Raw genomic sequence first — 18,117 nt, 5'->3', positions numbered from 1 at the left:
CTCAGTCTGAAGTCTGTTCCTTGACCTGACGCTTGATCCGCGTCAGCATGCCGGCCATGCCGTTGAGCCGCAGCGGACTGATGATCGAAGCCAAGCCCAGGTCGTGGAAGAAGTCGTTCGGGACGCCGGTGATCTCGGCGGCGGAGGCGCCGTCGAGCCCCTCGTGCAGGATCGAGGCGAACCCGCGGGTGGTCGGCGCCTCCGGCGGTGCGCTGAAGTACAGGCGCACCGCGGAGGGGTCCGAGGCGTCGACGGACAGGAAGATCGGCGACTGGCACTCCGGGACCGGCTCCATCGCCTCGACCTCGAGATGCTCGGGCAGGTCGGGGAGATCGCCGGCGAACTCCAGCAGCAGGGTGATCTTGTCCGGGTCGGCCAGCTCGGCGAAGTCGGCGACGATCTCGGCGAGGGAGGACGGCAGTGTCATGCGTGGGTCCTGCGGCTCAGTCGGCGTCGACCGAGCCCGGCTCCTCGCCGGTGACGATCGGCACGCGGACCCGGTTGCCCCACTCGGTCCACGAGCCGTCGTAGTTGCGGACGTTCTCGAAGCCCAGCAGGTAGGTCAGCACGAACCACGTGTGGCTGGAGCGCTCGCCGATCCGGCAGTACGCGATGGTCGGGGTCTTCGGGTCCAGACCGGCGTACACCTCGGTCAGCTCCGGCAGGGTGCGGAAGCGGCTGTCGGGCGCGGCCGCCTTCGACCACGGGATGGAGACCGCGGTGGGGATGTGGCCGCCCCGCAGCGCGCCCTCCTGCGGGTAGTCGGGCATGTGGGTGCGCTCGCCGGTGTACTCCTGCGGTGAGCGGACGTCGACCAGCGGGGTGGTGCCCAGTTCGGCCAGCACGGCGTCGGCGTAGGCGCGGATCTTCGAGTCGTCGCGCTCGACGACGGGGTAATCGGTGGCCGGGTAGACGGGCACCTCGAAGGAGGTCTCGCGCTGCTCGTCCATCCAGGCGTCGCGGCCGCCGTCGAGCAGGCGCACGTCCTCGTGGCCGAACAGGGTGAACACCCACAGGGCGTAGGCGGCCCACCAGTTGCTCTTGTCGCCGTAGATGACGACGGTGTCGTCGCGGTCGATGCCCTTCTCGCTCATCAACTTCGCGAACTGTTCACCGTTGATGTAGTCGCGGGTGACCGGATCGTTGAGATGCAGGTGCCAGTCGACCTTCTGGGCGGTCGGGATGTGGCCGATGTCGTACAGGAGGACGTCTTCGTCGGACTCGATGATCTTCAGCCCGGGCGAGCCCAGGTGAGCCGAGAGCCACTCGGTCGTCACCAAGCGTTCCGGATGTGCAAACTTGGCGAATGCCGGATTCGGATCGAATTCCACAGCCACTGAAGGTCTCCCGCCTCTGCAAGATGTCGGACGCGACCGGGTCAGCCGCCCACTCCAGCATACGGACGTCGTCGGACGGTGTTTCAGCGGACCGGCCGGGAGTCCGCCGCGATTCCGCTCTGTCGTCGATGCCGCGAATGACATGCGCTGTCCGATGTCGGGGGCGGGTGTTAGCGTTCGGTGCATGTCGAGTGGGAGAGCGGCGCGCCGGTGCGGGCGAGTTCTGATGCCGGTTCTGGCGTTGGCCACGGCCGTCTTCGCGGTCGCGTGCAGCGTGGACGGCACGCCGCAGCGTGCGACGGCGAAACCCGCCGAGCGGTGTTCGACGACCGCCTGCCCGGAACTGCCGGTGTTCGTCTCGAAGCGGCTGGCGGCCTCGGGGGTGACGACGTCGAACGCGTCGACGGCGGTGCCCGCCTATCTGACCGCGGTGCTCGACGACCTCGACACGGTCTGGCAGGACTGGTTCGTCCGGCTCAACATCGAGGAGTCGTCGGCGGGCCGAGTGCTCATCGAACCGGGAGCCCCGTTCCGCAGCGAGTGCCTCGACTCGGGTGAGCTCGCGAGCGGGATCCCGGCCGACTTCCCCAACGCGTTCTTCTGTCCGCTCGACACGCAGCCGGACGGCAGCGGTGCGTCGCGGCTGGGGTCGGTGATCCTGCCGGTGCAGACCTTCGCCGACATCTGGAACGGCAAGTTGATGGGCTCGTCGGGGATCATGCTCGGCGACTTCACCGCGGCGACGATCATCGCGCACGAGTACGGGCACAACGTGGTCCACCGGCTCACCGACGTGTACGGCTTGAGTCGCTCCGACGGCCCGGTCGGCGACGATCGGGAGCTGATCGCGGACTGCTTCGCGGGGAATTGGGCGGCCACGGTGTTCGAGCGCAAGGATCTGTCGTTCACCGCGATGCTGCAGGCGGCGGCGCTGATCGTCAGCATCGGCGACGCCGAACCCGGCCTGGGCCACGGCACCTCGTTCGCCCGCGCCAACGCCCTGTGGAAGGGCTTCAGCGACAACCTGAAGCGGCAGGGACAGCCGGGCGACTGCCTGAAGCGATACTGGCCGACGGTCCTGACGAGCTGATATCGCACCCCATTCGGTCTCCGCTCCCTGTCGCGACAAGGGGCGCAAACCGAAACGGGTGCGATATCAGGGGATGGCCACCCACAGGTCGGCCACGTCGACGCCGACCTCGGTGAGCAGCCGGCGGACCAGCGGCAGGCTGATGCCGAGCACCGACGACGGATCGCCGTCGATGCCGTCGATCAACCAGCCGCCGATGCCGTCGAGGGTGAAGCCGCCGGCCACCTCGAGCGGCTCACCCGTGGCCACGTAGCGGTCGATCAACTCGTCGGAGGCGTCGGCGAAGAAGATCGCCGTCGACTCGCTGTGCGCGGCCGTCGCGACAGGCCGCCCACCGGCGAGCCTGCGCACGCAGTGTCCGGTGATCAGATGGCCCGTGGTGCCGCGCACGCGGCGCCACCGGGCAACGGCGGCCTCGTGGGTGTGCGGCTTGCCCGACAGCTCACCGTCGTGCAGCAGCATCGAATCGCAGGCCAGAACGACGATGTCGGCGCTCGCCTGCACACCGTCGACGGCGTCGTCGAGGATCGCCGCGACCACCGCGTCGGCCTTGGCCTCGGCCAGCCTGGTGACGATCTGCGGGAACGGTGCGCCCGCGAGGTCCTCGAGCAGTGCGTCCTCGTCCACCGCAGACACGACGACCGTCGGCGCCAGCCCGGCCCCGCGCAGCACGCGCAGGCGTGCCGGCGAGGCCGAGCCGAGGACGACGGTCGTCGGAGTCGAGGCGGAGCGCGAAGCGGTGTTCACCAACCGCCGCGGTTGGTGAAGCTGCCCGGCTGACCCCAGGTCTGCCGGAACATGTCGACCGGGCGGCCCCAGTCGTTGCGCGGCCCGGGTTCGGGGGCGTGCTCGCCCCCGGCGGCCGCGAGCACGCTGACCAGCACCGCCACGTCCTCGTCGGTGGGATTGCCGCTGACGACGGTCAGGAACGGGCGGGCGGGCTGCTCGTCGCCTGCTGCCGAGGTGACGTCTGCACTCATGCGGGAGTCGCCTTTCTGGTGGAGGTGTGGTGCTTACAGCGGGATGTTGCCGTGCTTCTTCGGCGGCACCTGCACCAGCTTGCGCTCCAGCAGCTTCAGGGCGTTCGCGATCTGGCCGCGGGTGTGGCTCGGCGGGATCACCGCGTCCACGTAGCCGCGCTCGGCCGCCACGTACGGGTTCACCAGGGTGTCCTCGTACTCCTGCTGCAGTTCCAGGCGCAGGGCGTCGACGTCCTCGCCGTTCGCCTCGGCTTCCTTGAGCCGACTGCGGTAGACGAAGCCGACGGCGCCGGAGGCGCCCATGACGGCGATCTGGGCCGTGGGCCAGGCGAGGTTGACGTCGGCGCCCATGTGCTTGGAGCCCATGACGTCGTACGCGCCGCCGTAGGCCTTGCGGGTGATGACGGTGACCTTGCCGACGGTGGCCTCACCGTAGGCGTACAGGAGCTTGGCGCCGCGGCGGATGATGCCGTTGTACTCCTGCTCGGTGCCCGGCAGGAAGCCGGGGACGTCGACCAGGGTGACGATCGGAACGTTGAAGGCGTCGCAGGTGCGCACGAAGCGCGCGGCCTTCTCGGAGGCGTCGATGTCCAGGCAGCCGGCGAACTGGGTCGGCTGGTTGGCGACGATGCCGACGCTGCGGCCGTCGATGCGGCCGAAGCCGACGACGATGTTCATCGCGCGCTCGGCCTGGACCTCGAGGAACTCGTCGTCGTCGAGGAGGTTGCGGATGACCTCGTGCATGTCGTACGGCTGGTTGGGCGAGTCCGGGATGATGGTGTCGAGCGCGAGGTCCTCGTCGGTGAGGTTGTCCTCGATCGACCCGACGCGCTCGGGGACCGGCAGACGCGGTGCGTCGGCACGGCAGTTGCTCGGCAGGTACCCGAGCAGTTCCTTCACGTAGTCGAGCGCGTCCTCCTCATCGGGAGCGACGTAATGCGCCACACCCGACTTGGTCATGTGGGTCGACGCGCCGCCCAGATCCTCCTGGGTGACGTCCTCACCGGTGACCGTCTTGATGACGTCCGGGCCGGTGACGAACATCTGGCTGGTCTTGTCGACCATCACCACGAAGTCGGTCAAGGCGGGGGAGTACACGTGGCCGCCTGCGTTGGGGCCCATGATCAGCGAGATCTGGGGGATGACGCCGGAGGCGCGGACGTTGCGGCCGAAGATCTCGCCGTAGAGGGCCAGCGAGACGACGCCCTCCTGAATGCGAGCACCCGCACCCTCGTTGATGCCGATCAGCGGACGACCGGTCTTGAGCGCGAGGTCCATGACCTTGACGATCTTCTCGCCGTAGACCTCGCCGAGGCTGCCGCCGAAGACCGCGGCGTCCTGGCTGAAGACGCAGACCTCGCGGCCGTCGACGGTGCCGTAGCCGGTCACGACGCCGTCGCCGAGCGGGCGGCGGTCGGCCAGGCCGAAGTTGGTGGAGCGGTGACGAGCCAGGGCGTCCAGCTCGACGAACGAACCCTCGTCGAGCAGATGGGTGATCCGCTCGCGGGCGGTGAGCTTGCCCTTCGCGTGCGCCTTCTCCGCGGCGGCTTCGCCGACGGGGAACTCGGCGTCGGCGAGCCGGTTGCGCAGATCGGCGAGCTTGCCCGCCGTCGTGTGGATGTCGGGAGCAGCGCCCTCATCGCGTGAAGCAGTCGTCATGGACAACGATGCTAACGTCCCGAGCGGGCGCTCGGTCAAGCGCGCCGCGAATGTGAGAATATCCTCACATTCGAGATCACGGGATCCACGCTTCTGTGAGGACGTTCACCTCGCGCCGCCGGTAAACTGCACGTTCATGAGAATCGATGTGCCGGACCCCGACTCGCTCACTGCTCAGCTCGCCGGCACGCGCTGGACGCGCATCGAGGTGGTGGCCGAGACCGGATCGACCAACGCGGACCTCATCGCCAGGGTCGACGACGCGGGGGCCGGCGTCGACGGCGCGGTGCTGATCGCGGGTCGGCAGACCTCGGGCCGAGGCAGGCACGCGCGGGTCTGGGAGACCCCGCCGGGGCAACTGGCGATCTCGGTCGCCGTCGCGGTCGACGGCGACGCCGTCAGGCACCTGGGCTGGTTGTCGTTGCTGACCGGCCTCGCGGTCCACGATGCGGTGACCCGGCTCGGCGGCGCCGCACCGACCCTGAAGTGGCCCAACGACGTCCTGGCGCCCGGCGGCGGCAAGCTCTCGGGCATCCTGTCGGAGTTCCGCCTGCTCCCCGGCAGTGAGGGAGGGGTGGCGATCATCGGCACCGGCCTGAACCTCGATCTGCCCGCCGGGGCCGCGCCCGACACGGCGGCGTCGATCAGCGACCTGGTCGGCGGCCCGGTCGATCGTACGGACCTCGCCGCCTCCTACCTGCGGGCGCTGTCGGAGCGACTGGCGGGCTGGCCGGACGACATCGCCGCACTCGCGCAAGGCTATCGCCGGGTCAGCGCCACCCTGGGATCGCGCGTCCGGCTGATCCTGCCGGGCGAGGTCGAGGTGATCGGAGAGGCGGTCGACATCGACGACGAGGGACGGATCATCGTCGACGGTCCCGACGGGCCGATCACCGCATCGGCGGGCGACGTGACGCACCTGCGCCCGGCACAAGGCTGACCGCGCGCGGGAGGGGCCCGCTACCCGGGCTGGGGCTGCAGACCTGGGGCTGGGGAACGAGGTGGGGTCGTTGTCTCGGATCGAGTTCACCGCTGAGGGCGCACATCCCTCCCCTGGAGGATGTGCGCCCTCAGCGGTGACATCTGTCCGACCCGCCGTCGCAACAGAATGTTCGACTCGTCCCCGACGCGGGCGACGTCGCCCGACCCCGACCGGGCCGGGACACGGCGATGACGTCTGCGACCCGACTACTTCTTGCGGCGGCTGGCCCGACCCATGGTCGGAATCAGCGTCAGGACCGGCATGCCGATGATGAAGTGCATGACCGCGGTGCCGATGCCGGACGAGATCTCCTGCGACAGGAACAGCGGCAGGATCACCGCCGCCGCGACCAGCAGTCCCACCACCCAGCTGTAGAACTGGTCGGGCGTCGGAGTGGCCACCTGAAGCAGGTACCAGAGCGCTCCGCCGACGATCGCGACGACGAACCCGGTGAGCGCGAACCACACCTCGTCCTGCGCGAGCGGATTCCACACGCCCAGCTGTCCCGAGGCGTTGACCTTCTCGGTGATCGCGCGAATGATCCACGCGGCCAGCCACGCGGCCAGACCGGTCACCACACCGGTCATCAGGACGCCGCCGCAGAACATCAGCGGATCCACATCCGGGCCGCGGCGCGGCGCCTTGCGCGGTGCCGCCGCCGGCGCCTGCTGGTAGCCGCTGTCGCCCCCGTACCGAGGATCGTATGGGGACTCGGAGCCGTGGGATTCGGGGTACTGGGACTGCGGGTACGGGGATTGCGGATATTTGGACTGCGGGTACAGGCTCTCCGGGTTCTGGGACTGCGGGTACTGAGACGGGGGGTACGGATAGTCCGGATACTGGGAATCGCGGTACTGGGAATCGCCGTACTCGTGATAGTCGCCCGGTCGGCTGTACGCCCGGGTCTGCGGCGGCTGTTCGTCGCGGTACGGGTCACGCGGATCGTTGTAGGTCATGGTCCTCACCTGTGGTCGCTGCCGGTGTCGGAGGCTCCCCGCCTCTCCGGTGGCCGTCGAAGCGTCGGGCCGGACCCCGGTCTGCCGCCTCGAGACCGCTTGCTGGGCCCCAAGTGTAGCGCCGATATCAGCACCCCCTAAGCATCCGGCACTAAGGTGAAACGTCATGGGTTACCCACGCGACAACCTGGCGCCCGGCGAAGTCGTCGTCATCCATCGGCATCCGCATTGGAAGAGTCTCGTGCTGCCGGTGCTGATGTTCTGGCTGTCGACCGGGCTGGCCGGGATCGCCATCGGATACACGCGAGCATCGCAGCTGTCCGATGCGGCGGAGTTCTGGACCACGATCGTCATCGTCGTGGTGTGGGCCGTCGCCACCGGCTGGTTCCTCGTGCGCCCGCTGCTCTCGTGGAAGACGACGCACTTCGTGGTCACCGACCGCCGGGTCATCTACCGCAACGGGATCCTGACCCGGTCCGGCATCGACATCCCCATCCGCCGCATCAACACCGTCGAGTTCCGGCACGGGCTCGTCGACCGAATCCTGCGAACCGGCACCCTGGTGATCGAATCGGCATCCGACGAGCCGCTGTCGTTCCACGACATCCCGCAGGTCGAGGCGGTGCATGCGCAGCTGTATCAGGAACTGCTCGACGACGACGGCGACGACGCGTTCGGCTATCGACGCGACGACACCCCCGACACCTACGATCCGCGGTGGGAGGCTCGCCGATGACTGCTGCACATGCCGTACTCCTCGCCGAGGACGATGCGGCGATCGCCGAGCCCCTGGCACGCGCGTTGAGCCGCGAGGGTAACTCCTGCGACATCGCCGCGACCGGGCCGGAAGCCTTGGAGAAGGCGCTGTCGGGGGAGTACGACCTGCTGATCCTCGATCTCGGGCTGCCCGGGATGGACGGCCTGGAAGTGTGCCGTCGGGTCCGCGGTGAACTGCCGCAGCTGCCCGTGCTGATGCTGACGGCCCGTACCGACGAGGTAGACTTCGTCGTCGGCCTCGACGCGGGCGCGGACGACTACGTCGGCAAACCCTTCCGGCTCGCCGAACTCCTCGCGCGCGTGCGAGCACTGATGCGGCGCAGTGTGTCGGCCGCAGACGACGCCGAGGTCCTCGACTGCGGCGACATCCAGCTCGATCCGCGCGCCCGGCGTGTCGTCGTCGACGGCGAGGACCTCACCCTGGCCAACCGGGAGTTCGATCTGCTCCGCTTCCTGATGGAGCGGTCGGGGGAGGTCCTCTCGCGCGACGAGATCATGACCGCCGTGTGGGGGTCGACCGACCTGCGTTCGTCCAAGACCCTCGACATGCACATCTCGTGGATCAGGCGGAAGATCGGCGACGACCATCGGCGCGAGCGCAAGCACATCGTCACCGTGCGCGGCGTCGGCTTCCGGTTCGACCCGTAGTCACCCCCGTAGGATGCGCTCATGCGACGTCGCATCTTGAAGATGATGATCGCGTCCCTGGTCGCCATGGGCGTGATGTTCGGTGTGCCGATGACGATCATCACCTGGGACTGGTTCGCCACCACCGCCCACCAGGACCTGTCGCAGCGGCTCAAGCGGATGAGCGAACACGTGCTCGCCGAAGAGGCGGCCGGGCGCGCGGTCGCGCCCGCCGACCTGGATCTGGAACAGTTCCGGCTGCTGCTGCCGCCGAACGGTCGCCTGACCCTGACCTATCGGGTGCCGGACTCGCGGGCTGCCGACGGTTTCCGGAACGGGAGCCGGCGGATCGGCCTCACCTTCCACGGTCAGGGCGTCGCCGAATCGGTGAACCTCGGACCGAACGCCGACCTGACCCTCGCGGTCCCCGAGGAGGACGTGCGGCCGACCCAGCTGTTGGCGGTGCTGACCCTGCTGGTGGCGGTGGTGGTGGCCGTCATCGGCGGCGCGGTGGTCGCGGTGGTGACGGCCCGGCGCCTGTCCGAACCGCTCACCGACGTCGCACAGCGGGCCGGGGCGATGGCCCGTGGCGACTTCTCCTCCGACTGGCCGACCTACGGCATCGACGAACTGGACCGTGTGTCGACGGCGCTGGCCGAGGCGAACGAGGAGATCGCCCTGCGGCTGGAGCGGGAGGGAGAGATCGTCGGCGACGTCTCCCACCAGCTTCGGAGCCGGTTGACGGCCATCCACCTGCGGCTCGACGAACTGACCCTGCACGACGATCCGGCGGTGGTCGCCGAGGCCGAGGCCGGGGTGGAACAGGTGGAGCGACTCGCCGACGAGCTCGACGAGTTGGTCGCGGCCTCGCGTGCGGACTCGAAGGCCCGGGTGGCGATCGACGTCGAGTCGGTGGCCGCGACGCTGATCCGCGACCTGGCCCCCGCCTTCGCCGCGACCGGTCGGACCCTGCGGATGGAGGCGACCGGGCAGGCCCTGACGACCTACGGGCGTCCCGGACGTCTTCGGGAAGCGCTGAGCGTGCTCGTGGACAACGCGCTCGTCCACGGGGACGGCGAGTGCGTGGTGCGCATCGGTGCCCTGTCGGCGACCGAGATGGTGCGAATCACCGTCGCCGACCAGGGCGGCGGCGTGCCCGACGTGCTGGTGCCCGACATCTTCCGGCGGGGCGTGTCCGGCGACAGCCGCAGCGGATTCGGCCTGTCGCTGGCCCGGGCCCTGGTGGAGGCCGACGGCGGGCGGCTGGAGTTGGTCTCGCGGCGACCCGCGGTGTTCTCGGTGGTCGCGCCGATGTATCCGGTGGCCGCGGCCGGCGAGTCGAACGAGCCCGACGCCGTGGACTCCGACGACGTCAGGCGTGTCCGAGTTCCTCATCGCTGAGCTCGTCAGCGGTGGGATTGACGTCGGTGGACCCGCCCTGGCCGCCGCGGGGCTGCTCGTCGGGGAAGGCGAAGCGGCGCAGCGCCCAGAAGCGGAAGCCCATCCCGAGCAGGTTGCCGATGATGAAGCCGAGGATGAAGTCGACCACCACGAGTTCGACACCGGAGATGTTCTCGCGCATGTTGAAGACGTTGTTGCCGAGCCACAGGGGCGCGGCAGCGAGCAGGACGCCGATGCCGCTGATCACGAAGAACAGTGCCGCCTCGTGATGGCGTTCGCGGCCGCCGCGGTTCTTGAACGCCCACTCGCGGTTGAGGACGTAGCTCAAGATCACGGCCACGACGCCGGAGATGACCCTCGCGACGACCGGCTTGGGCTCCAGGACGGTGAAGACGAGCAGGAAGTAGACGCCGGTGTCGACCACGAACGTGGTTCCGCCGACGATCGCGAACTTGATCAATTCGCTGTGCTTCAGCACCAGCCGCCGTACGGGTTCGGGCAGGCTGTTCACTACCCCGTCAATACTCGGCACAAGGTTCGAGTGTACGGAATCCGACGCGTCGGTCGAGCATCGGCTGGCGGCGATGCGCGCGGCGGATCGACGGCATGACACCATTGACGGGTGACTGAACGCCCCGAACGCCGCACTACCAGCATGCCGACCGTCACCATGATCGGTGGTGGTCAGCTCGCGCGCATGACCCACCAGGCGGCCATCGCGCTCGGCCAGTGCCTGCGAGTCCTCGCAGGCAGTGCCGACGAGCCGGCCGCCCAAGTGAGCGCCGACATCGTCCTCGGGTCTCACAACGATCTCGACGCCTTGCGTGAGGCGGCCGAAGGCGCGGTCGCGCTGACCTTCGACCACGAGGGCGTGCCGCTGGCGCACCTGCAGGCGCTGGAAGCAGAAGGGGTCGCGGTTCGCCCGCCGTCGGCGGCGCTGCACTTCGCGCAGGACAAGCTGGCGATGCGTACCAAGCTCGCTGGACTGGGCCTGCCGGTTCCGGACTTCGCGGATCTGTCCGGCGACGTCGCCGCCGCCCGCGACGCGCTGATCGCCTTCGGCGAGGCGCACGGCTGGCAGGTGGTGATCAAAGCCGTCCGCGGCGGCTACGACGGTCGAGGCGTGTGGCTCACCGACTCCCGTGACGAGGCGCTCGCGGTGTTCGACGCGCAGTCCGGCGGCGACACCGTTCTGATGGCCGAGGAGAAGGTCGCGATGGCGCGCGAGCTGTCGGCGATGATCGCACGCTCGCCCTACGGGCAGGGTGCGGCCTGGCCGGTGGTCGAGACGATCCAGCGCAACGGCCAGTGCGCGGTGGTGTTGGCGCCGGCGCCCGGTCTGAGCGACGAGGTCGCCGAGCAGGCGCAGCAGATGTCGCTGCGTCTGGCCGACGAGCTCGGCGTCGTCGGTGCGATGGCGATGGAGCTGTTCGAGACCGTCGACGGTGCGCTGATCGTCAACGAACTCGCGATGCGCCCGCACAACAGCGGGCACTGGACGATGGACGGGGCCGTGACCTCGCAGTTCGAGCAGCATCTGCGCGCCGTCCTCGACTATCCGCTCGGTGACACGTCCGCGCGGTCCGACGTCGTGGTGATGGCGAACGTGCTCGGCGCCGAGCAGGCGCCGGAGATGGCGATGGACGAGCGGTTGCACCACCTGTTCGCCCGGATGCCCGAGGCGAAGGTCCACATGTACGGCAAGGGGGAGCGGCCCGACCGCAAGATCGGGCACGTCAACATCGTCGGCCGACCCGGCGAGTCGCTCGCCGACGTCCGCGAGCGCGCCGAGCGCGCGGCCCACTGGATGAGCCACGCAGTCTGGACCGACGGCTGGGATCCGCACGCACCGCGGTGAACCGTCCACCCGAATTTCTGAAACCGAACGGAGAACGACGATGACCGCACCGTCCACCCCGCCCCGCCCGCGTGTCGGCCTGATCATGGGCAGCGACTCCGACTGGCCGACCATGAAGGCCGCCGCCGAAGCGCTCGCCGAGTTCGGCATCCCCTTCGAGGTCGGTGTCGTCTCGGCGCACCGGACGCCGCAGCGGATGCTCGACTACGCGGCCGAGGCCGCCGGCCGCGGCATCTCGGTGATCATCGCCGGTGCCGGCGGTGCCGCGCATCTGCCGGGGATGGTGGCGTCGGCGACGCCGCTGCCGGTCATCGGCGTGCCGGTGCCGCTGAAGTACCTCGATGGGATGGATTCGCTGCTGTCGATCGTGCAGATGCCCGCGGGCGTTCCGGTCGCGACGGTCTCGATCGGCGGTGCCCGAAACGCAGGCCTGCTGGCCGCGCGGATCCTCGGCGCCTCCGACCCCGGCCTGCAGCAGGCGATGGCGGAGTTCCAGGCGGGTCTGGAGACGATGGTGCTGGAGAAGGACGAGAAGCTCCGCCGGAGCCTGTTCGAGGACTGACCGTCCACGAGTCGGCCGCGGCCGATAGGTTGTCGAGTGGCCCGCTGCGGTCCATCAGGGGTGGTCGAGTAGCCCGTGAACGGAGTGAGCGAGCGTATCGAGACCCGGGGGTCGGGTGTTGTGCGCAGGATTGTTGCGGGGGCATCGTCTCGATGCGCTCCTCCGCTTACTCGACAACCCTGGGAGATCTCGACACCGGTTGCATTTCGCCTGGCTCGCGGCTGTCCATCAGGGTGGTCGAGTAGCCCGTGAACGGAGTGAGCGAGCGTATCGAGACCCCGGGGTCGGGTGTTGTGCGCAGGTTTGTTGCGGGGGCATCGTCTCGATGCGCTCCTCCGCTTCGCTCCTCCGCTTACTCGACAACCCTGGGAGATCTCGACACCGGTTGCATTTCGCCTGGCTCGCGGCTGTCCATCAGGGTGGTCGAGTAGCCCGTGAACGGAGTGAGCGAGCGTATCGAGACCCGGGGGTCGGGTGTTGTGCGCAGGTTTGTTGCGGGGGCATCGTCTCGATGCGCTCCTCCGCTTCGCTCCTCCGCTTACTCGACAACCCTGGGGGGATCTCGACGTGGGCTGCGTTTGTAGTTGCCCATCAGGGTGGTCGAGTAGCCCGCGAACGGAGTGAGCGAGCGTATCGAGACCCCGGGCCGCGCCCTACGGCGCGAGTCCGGCGACGACGTCTGCGGCGGGGATCGCCTGGGCGGCGCGGAAGCCGGTTCCGGCCCACAGATTGATGACGTCGGCGTCGGCCGACCCGGCTCGGCGGATGCCACCGGTCAACGTGTTGATCTGTGGGTACACGGGCGGTGCCGCCTCGGTGTAGGTGGCGATGAAGTCGTTGACCAGGCCGCGCGCCAGTCGGCCGGAATAGGCGCGGGTCGTCGCAGTCTCGGTGAACCGGGGATCGGCGAGCGCTTCGCGGTGCGCGGGTTTGGTGCCCGCCTCCGGGCAGCGCAGAAGCAGGGTGCCGACCTGCACGGCGACCGCGCCGGCTGCCAGCAGCGCGCGCACGTCGTCGCGGGACCGGACGCCGCCGGCCGCGACGGTCGGCAGTCCGGTGGCTTCGACCACCGCGGGCACGAGGTCGGCGGTGTCGATCTGCGGATCCTCACCCAGGATCCGATAGGTCGCCCGGTGCCCGCCCGCCGACACGCCCTGCGCGCACAGCGCGTCGACGCCGGCGTCGCGGGCGATGACGGCCTCCTCGACGCAGGTGACGGTGCCCGCCACACAGACTCCGGCCTCCCGCAGGCGGGTGACGACGGCGGTGTCGGGGCAGCCGAAGGTGAAGGAGGCGACCGGGACCCGCTCGTCGACCAGGACCTGGACCTTCGCCTCGAAATGGTCGTCGGTGTACGGCACGGTCTCGGGCAGATCGGCGCCGAGTCGCGCGGAGAGCGGGGCCAGCCGCTCCCGGTACGCGCGGAACGCCGCCTCGTCGAACGGGATCTCCTCGGGGACGAACAGATTGACGCCGAACGGGGCGTCGGTGCGGCCGCGGATCTGTCGGATCGTCTCGCGCAACGCGTCGGCGGTGAGGTACGCGCCGCCGTAGAAGCCGAGCCCGCCGACAGCGGAGACGGCCGCGGTCAACGCGACGGTCGAGGTGCCGCCGGCCATCGGTGCGCCGGCGATCGGTACGACGAGGTCGTCGAAACTGAACATCTACTCTCCCTTCGGAACCCGGACGATCTCCAGGCTCACGTCGCTGTGCAGGACGAATCCCATCGACTCGTACAGCCGGCGCGCCGGGTTGTCGGCCGTGGTGTGCAGGAACGGCGTGTCGCCGCCGTCGACGATCAACTGCGTCACCGCGGTCAGCAGGTTCCGGGCCAGGCCCCGGCCGCGGGCGTCCGGATGCGTGCAGACGGCGCTGATCTCCACCCAGCCGGGCAGGCGAAGTCGCTGCCCGGCCATCGCCAGCAGCTGCCCGCGCTCGCGCACCCCCAGGTAGGTGCCCAGCTCGATGGTCCGTGACAGGAACGGTCCCGGCCGGGTGAGCTCGACCAGCGCGGTCATCTCGGCGACGTCGTCGACGCCCAGCACCGCGGGGGCCGGATCGGCCGGCGCACGGTCGGCGCCGCCGATCACGTCCTCACCCGTGTACTGCACCAGGCGGACCGTCTCGAGGAGTTCCCACGACGCGGGGCGCGGGGACCGGCAGTCGCGCAGGCCGACGGTGCGACCGGGCCCGGCGAGGGCGGCCATGTCGGCCCAGTCGGCGGCGCTCATCTCGCGGGGGTGCCCGTAGAACACCGACACCGCGGGGTCGAAGGCGACGATCCGGCCTCGCCGCCGCGCAAACCGTTCCTGCGGTCCGGTCAGGGCCGCGGTGAACGGATCGTCGAGCACTCGGCGGTCGGCGCGGGTGCGCGTCACCGCAGTTCCAGCTTGCGGCGGAAGAAGTCGATGATCTCGTCGAGGGTGTCGCGGGTCGGTTGGCCGGGCTCGTCGATCAGGTGCTCGGTGACCACCGAGTGCGGTGGGATCAGGGCGGCGGGATTGGCGGACTCGGCGGGCAGGTCGACGCCGATGAACGCGTCGCCGAGCTGCTCGCGCAAGAACTGGAACCGGCTGCTCGGCACCAGGCGGTCGCCTTCGAAGCGGGCGCCCATCACCTGCAGCCCCTTGGCACAGCGGGCCTTTACGGTGGTGAGCTCGCTCGGCGAGATGTCGATGTTATGGCGGCGTCCGGGAGTGATGCCCAGCGGCAGTGACGGCTGCGAGAGCACCGGCGCGATCATCGTCTCATCGACGGCCATCGCGAGGGCGAACCCGCCGCTGACACACATTCCGATCGCGCCGACGCCTGGGCCGCCGCACTCGGCGTGCGCGTGGCGCGCCAGCGCGCGCAGCCAGGTCACCACCGGCGACGACTGGCCGGTGGCGAAGACGGTGAACTCTCTGCTGACACACACCTTGCCGAGTGACCGGACCATCAGGCCGCCCACGCGCGGGAGGTCGGTGAGACCTGCCGGAACGGGGTCGGCGCCGTCGACGCCGAACAGCGACGGCACCAGCACCGTCGCGCCGGCGTCGCTGACCCGCCTGGCGAAGTCGGCGACCTTCGGCGTCAGACCGGGGATCTCCGGGATCACGATCACGGCCGGGCCGCTCCCGCGGCGGAAGTAGTGGTGGGTGATGCCGTTGTCGGTGAACTCCGCGCGCTCGAAGTCGGCGAGCGTCTCCGCAGGGGTCATCGCTCGCTCACGACGCGGCCGTAGAGCACCGATTCCGCGAGCATCGCCGGGATGCGCGCCGATCGGACCACGTCGGGGGAGTCGGCGGGCAGCACCCGCACCCCCGCGATTCGGAGCGCCTTACCGGAGCGGTGCAGGGTGAACTGGCCCGCGGCGACGACGTTGCGCACCCAGTCCGCGTCGGCGCCGTAGTTGAGGGCGATGCTGACGCGATCGTCTTCGACGAAGGCGAGGACCGGCGTCCGGTAGTCCCGGTTCGATCTGCGGCCGACGTGCTCGACGACGGCCCACGGCGCGATCCGCCCCGCCCACAGTCCTTGAATCGGATTCGTGACGTACTTGTTGGCGCGGGCGACGATGTGCGGAACCTTCATGGGTTCCAGCTTGCCCCATCGGGGCGGTCCCGGCGAGGGGGCGCGGGCGAGCGGCGGCGCTCTGCGGAATACTGGCCTCATGGCGACGACCGATCAGGTGCACACCGATCCTGCGGACTTTCGGATGCATGTGGTCGCCGAGTCGATTCGCCTGTTCTCTGAGCAGGGCTACGAGGCGACGCCCGTCGAGGAGGTCGCGGCGGCGGCCGGGGTGTCGCGTCGCACCCTCTTCCGGCAGTTTCGGTCGAAAGAGGATCTGATCTTCGCCGATCACGAGTCGTTGCTCGATCAGGTCAGCCGCCACCTCGACGCCGAACGCGGTCCGGGCGTCGATCCGTGGTGGGCGGTGTGCGAGGCCGCCGAACTGGTCTTCGCGCATTTCGCGACGATGCGCGATCTCGCGGTCCGCCGGTATCGGGTGGTCGCGGAGGTGCCTGCGCTGAGGGATCGCGAGCTGGTCACCACCTATCGCTACCAGCGCGTCTTCGAGGACTACCTGCGCGAGCGGGTGCCGCAGGTGCCGCGGGTGCGGATTGTGGCCTTCGCCGCCGCGGTCACCGGGGCCCACAACTACCTGCTGCGGTCGATGGTCCGTGGCGACGAGGACGCGACCGGTGGCGTTCTGCACCAGGAACTGTCGGCGTTGCACCGGGTGGTCGGGGAGTTCGTCGGCGACGGACCCCGCGTGCCGACCGAGGTCGCGGTGGTGAGTTTTCCGGCGGGAACGAGCCCGGACGAGGTGGCGGACGCGGTCCGCGACCGATTGACGCGGCACTGAGTGTCGTGATGAACTGGTATTCAACAATCAGATGACACTGAGTGACAGTCGCGGCAGGTGCGGCTGCCGAGTGTCACGAGAGCTGCGTGTCAGCTAAGGAGTGATGATGGGCAAGTTCGGGAACCCCGATTTCGACCTCTTCCAGCTTCCGGAGGAGCACCAGGCACTGCGCGAGGCCATCCGTGCGCTGGCCGAGAAGGAGATCGCACCGCACGCGAAGGACGTCGACGAGAACGCGCGCTTCCCTGAAGAGGCACGCGCCGCACTCGTCGCGAACGGCTTCAACGCCGTCCACGTGCCGGAGCAGTTCGACGGTCAGGGCGCCGACTCCGTCGCCGCCTGCATCGTCATCGAGGAAGTGGCGCGCGTCGACGTCTCGGCTTCGCTCATCCCCGCCGTCAACAAGCTCGGCACCATGGGACTGATCCTGTCCGGCTCGGACGAGCTGAAGGCCAAGGTGCTGCCGTCCATCGCCTCCGGCGAGGCGATGGCCTCCTACGCGCTGTCCGAACGCGAGGCCGGCTCGGACGCGGCGTCGATGAAGACCCGCGCCCGCCGCGACGGCGACACCTGGGTCCTCAACGGCTCCAAGTGCTGGATCACCAACGGCGGCAAGTCGGCGTGGTACACCGTCATGGCCGTGACCGACCCGGAGAAGGGCGCCAACGGCATCTCCGCCTTCATGGTCCACAAGGACGACCCCGGCTTCACCGTCGGCCCGCTGGAACACAAGCTCGGCATCAAGGGCAGCCCGACGGCCGAACTGTACTTCGAGAACTGCACCATCCCCGAAGATCGCATCATCGGCGACGAGGGCACCGGCTTCAAGACCGCGCTGGCGACCCTCGACCACACCCGCCCGACGATCGGCGCGCAGGCCGTCGGCGTGGCGCAGGGCGCCCTCGATGCGGCGATCGAGTACGTCAAGGACCGCAAGCAGTTCGGCAAGACCATCAGCCAGTTCCAGGGCGTCGAGTTCATGATCGCCGACATGGCGATGAAGGTCGAGGCCGCGCGACTGATGGTGTACACCGCCGCGGCTCGCGCCGAGCGCGGCGAGGGCAACCTCGGGTTCATCAGCTCGGCGTCCAAGTGCCTGGCCTCCGACGTCGCGATGGAGGTCACCACCGACGCCGTCCAGCTGTTCGGCGGGGCCGGTTACACCACGGACTTCCCGGTCGAGCGCATGATGCGCGATGCCAAGATCACCCAGATCTACGAGGGCACCAACCAGATTCAGCGCGTGGTCATGAGCCGTGCGCTGCTTCGCGGCTGACGCATGAAGAGGACTGAAGCCGACGCCCGGCCGGGCGTCGGCTTCAGTGCTTTTCGGGCAGGGCTCCGAGGTCTCGATACGCTCGCTCACTTCGTTCGCGGGCTACTCGACCAGCCTGGGAGGGGCGCGGGGCTCGGTTGGTTCGGCGGTGGGGGTCTCGATACGCTCGCTCACTTCGTTCGCGGGCTACTCGACCAGCCTGGGGTCGCTCTCTTCGTTCGCGGGCTACTCGACCGGCCTGGGGAGGGGCGTGGGGCGCGA

General features: G+C 69.4%; 20 protein-coding genes. 9 read left to right on the top strand and 11 right to left on the bottom strand.

Going from position 1 to position 18,117, the window contains the following annotated elements; genetic code table 11:
- Position 1 precedes the first annotated feature (1 nt).
- Together AAFO60_RS08615 and AAFO60_RS08610 are read right to left on the bottom strand one after the other, a co-directional pair.
- Positions 2-427, bottom strand: a complete 426-nt coding sequence (locus AAFO60_RS08615; protein WP_347955765.1) for a SufE family protein — start codon at positions 425-427, stop codon at positions 2-4.
- A gap of 16 nt (positions 428-443) precedes the next feature.
- Positions 444-1,337 carry a sulfurtransferase gene (locus AAFO60_RS08610; protein WP_347955764.1) on the bottom strand — a complete coding sequence of 298 codons (894 nt, stop codon included), beginning with the start codon at positions 1,335-1,337 and terminating at the stop codon, positions 444-446.
- Positions 1,338-1,521: 184 nt separating this feature from the next.
- Between AAFO60_RS08610 and AAFO60_RS08605 the strand changes: the two genes are divergently transcribed.
- On the top strand, positions 1,522-2,427 hold the full coding sequence (locus AAFO60_RS08605; protein ID WP_347955763.1) for a neutral zinc metallopeptidase: 906 nt from the start codon (positions 1,522-1,524) through the stop codon (positions 2,425-2,427).
- A gap of 66 nt (positions 2,428-2,493) precedes the next feature.
- Here AAFO60_RS08605 and AAFO60_RS08600 read toward each other — a convergent pair whose 3' ends face one another.
- From AAFO60_RS08600 to AAFO60_RS08590, 3 genes are read right to left on the bottom strand one after another with little or no spacing between them, the layout of a single operon-like run.
- Positions 2,494-3,174: a Maf family protein gene (locus AAFO60_RS08600; protein ID WP_347955762.1), complete on the bottom strand. Its 681-nt coding sequence runs from the start codon at positions 3,172-3,174 to the stop codon at positions 2,494-2,496.
- Positions 3,171-3,407, bottom strand: coding sequence for an acyl-CoA carboxylase subunit epsilon (locus AAFO60_RS08595; RefSeq protein WP_347955761.1), 237 nt, complete (start codon positions 3,405-3,407; stop codon positions 3,171-3,173). Before AAFO60_RS08595 ends, AAFO60_RS08600 begins: the two co-directional genes overlap by 4 nt.
- Positions 3,408-3,440: 33 nt before the next feature.
- Entirely contained in the window at positions 3,441-5,066 is a 1,626-nt protein-coding gene (locus AAFO60_RS08590) for an acyl-CoA carboxylase subunit beta (RefSeq protein ID WP_347955760.1), read from the bottom strand.
- Between the two features lie 136 nt (positions 5,067-5,202).
- Here AAFO60_RS08590 and AAFO60_RS08585 point away from each other — a divergent pair, with 136 nt between their 5' ends.
- Complete coding sequence (locus AAFO60_RS08585; protein ID WP_347955759.1) at positions 5,203-6,006, top strand: biotin--[acetyl-CoA-carboxylase] ligase; 804 nt, start codon at positions 5,203-5,205, stop codon at positions 6,004-6,006.
- A 248-nt stretch (positions 6,007-6,254) separates the two neighbouring features.
- Here AAFO60_RS08585 and AAFO60_RS08580 read toward each other — a convergent pair whose 3' ends face one another.
- Positions 6,255-7,004 (bottom strand): DUF6069 family protein, encoded by a 750-nt coding sequence (locus tag AAFO60_RS08580; RefSeq protein WP_347955758.1) that lies wholly within the window; start codon positions 7,002-7,004, stop codon positions 6,255-6,257.
- Positions 7,005-7,170: 166 nt separating this feature from the next.
- On the opposite strand from AAFO60_RS08580, the gene AAFO60_RS08575 reads away from it, so the two are divergent.
- The 3 genes from AAFO60_RS08575 to AAFO60_RS08565 are packed head-to-tail and all read left to right on the top strand — an operon-like array spanning position 7,171 to position 9,809.
- Positions 7,171-7,740 carry a PH domain-containing protein gene (locus tag AAFO60_RS08575; RefSeq protein WP_347955757.1) on the top strand — a complete coding sequence of 190 codons (570 nt, stop codon included), beginning with the start codon at positions 7,171-7,173 and terminating at the stop codon, positions 7,738-7,740.
- Positions 7,737-8,429 carry a response regulator transcription factor gene (locus tag AAFO60_RS08570; RefSeq protein ID WP_347955756.1) on the top strand — a complete coding sequence of 231 codons (693 nt, stop codon included), beginning with the start codon at positions 7,737-7,739 and terminating at the stop codon, positions 8,427-8,429. Before AAFO60_RS08575 ends, AAFO60_RS08570 begins: the two co-directional genes overlap by 4 nt.
- 21 nt (positions 8,430-8,450) lie before the next feature.
- The gene (locus tag AAFO60_RS08565; protein ID WP_347955755.1) at positions 8,451-9,809 is read left to right on the top strand and encodes a HAMP domain-containing sensor histidine kinase; all 1,359 of its coding nucleotides are present in this window, start codon (positions 8,451-8,453) and stop codon (positions 9,807-9,809) included.
- Here AAFO60_RS08565 and AAFO60_RS08560 read toward each other — a convergent pair.
- Positions 9,781-10,341, bottom strand: coding sequence for a GtrA family protein (locus AAFO60_RS08560; protein ID WP_347955754.1), 561 nt, complete (start codon positions 10,339-10,341; stop codon positions 9,781-9,783). The two genes, AAFO60_RS08565 and AAFO60_RS08560, sit on opposite strands and share 29 nt — an antisense overlap.
- Positions 10,342-10,431: 90 nt before the next feature.
- Here AAFO60_RS08560 and AAFO60_RS08555 point away from each other — a divergent pair, with 90 nt between their 5' ends.
- Together AAFO60_RS08555 and purE are read left to right on the top strand one after the other, a co-directional pair.
- On the top strand, positions 10,432-11,667 hold the full coding sequence (locus AAFO60_RS08555; protein WP_347955753.1) for a 5-(carboxyamino)imidazole ribonucleotide synthase: 1,236 nt from the start codon (positions 10,432-10,434) through the stop codon (positions 11,665-11,667).
- Between the two features lie 40 nt (positions 11,668-11,707).
- Positions 11,708-12,229 (top strand): 5-(carboxyamino)imidazole ribonucleotide mutase, encoded by a 522-nt coding sequence (gene purE / locus AAFO60_RS08550; protein WP_347955752.1) that lies wholly within the window; start codon positions 11,708-11,710, stop codon positions 12,227-12,229.
- A 653-nt stretch (positions 12,230-12,882) separates the two neighbouring features.
- Here the strand turns inward: purE and AAFO60_RS08545 are convergent.
- Genes AAFO60_RS08545 through AAFO60_RS08530 form a run of 4 tightly spaced genes read right to left on the bottom strand, consistent with a single transcriptional unit; the run spans position 12,883 to position 15,802 of the window.
- The gene (locus AAFO60_RS08545; RefSeq protein ID WP_347955750.1) at positions 12,883-13,893 is read right to left on the bottom strand and encodes an NAD(P)H-dependent flavin oxidoreductase; all 1,011 of its coding nucleotides are present in this window, start codon (positions 13,891-13,893) and stop codon (positions 12,883-12,885) included.
- Positions 13,894-14,607, bottom strand: a complete 714-nt coding sequence (locus AAFO60_RS08540; protein ID WP_347955749.1) for a GNAT family N-acetyltransferase — start codon at positions 14,605-14,607, stop codon at positions 13,894-13,896. It abuts the gene before it with no gap.
- The gene (locus AAFO60_RS08535; RefSeq protein WP_347955748.1) at positions 14,604-15,428 is read right to left on the bottom strand and encodes a dienelactone hydrolase family protein; all 825 of its coding nucleotides are present in this window, start codon (positions 15,426-15,428) and stop codon (positions 14,604-14,606) included. The genes AAFO60_RS08540 and AAFO60_RS08535 overlap by 4 nt, the downstream gene beginning before the upstream one ends.
- Positions 15,425-15,802, bottom strand: a complete 378-nt coding sequence (locus tag AAFO60_RS08530; protein WP_347955747.1) for a nitroreductase family deazaflavin-dependent oxidoreductase — start codon at positions 15,800-15,802, stop codon at positions 15,425-15,427. Before AAFO60_RS08530 ends, AAFO60_RS08535 begins: the two co-directional genes overlap by 4 nt.
- A 79-nt stretch (positions 15,803-15,881) precedes the next feature.
- Here AAFO60_RS08530 and AAFO60_RS08525 point away from each other — a divergent pair, with 79 nt between their 5' ends.
- Complete coding sequence (locus AAFO60_RS08525; RefSeq protein ID WP_347955746.1) at positions 15,882-16,580, top strand: TetR/AcrR family transcriptional regulator; 699 nt, start codon at positions 15,882-15,884, stop codon at positions 16,578-16,580.
- A 106-nt stretch (positions 16,581-16,686) separates the two neighbouring features.
- Complete coding sequence (locus tag AAFO60_RS08520) at positions 16,687-17,856, top strand: acyl-CoA dehydrogenase (RefSeq protein ID WP_347955745.1); 1,170 nt, start codon at positions 16,687-16,689, stop codon at positions 17,854-17,856.
- Positions 17,857-18,117: the final 261 nt, after the last annotated feature.

Origin of the sequence: Gordonia aichiensis (assembly GCF_039946255.1) — a bacterium.
Classification (GTDB): domain Bacteria; phylum Actinomycetota; class Actinomycetes; order Mycobacteriales; family Mycobacteriaceae; genus Gordonia; species Gordonia aichiensis_A.
This window is presented reverse-complemented; position numbering and strand designations above follow the sequence as displayed.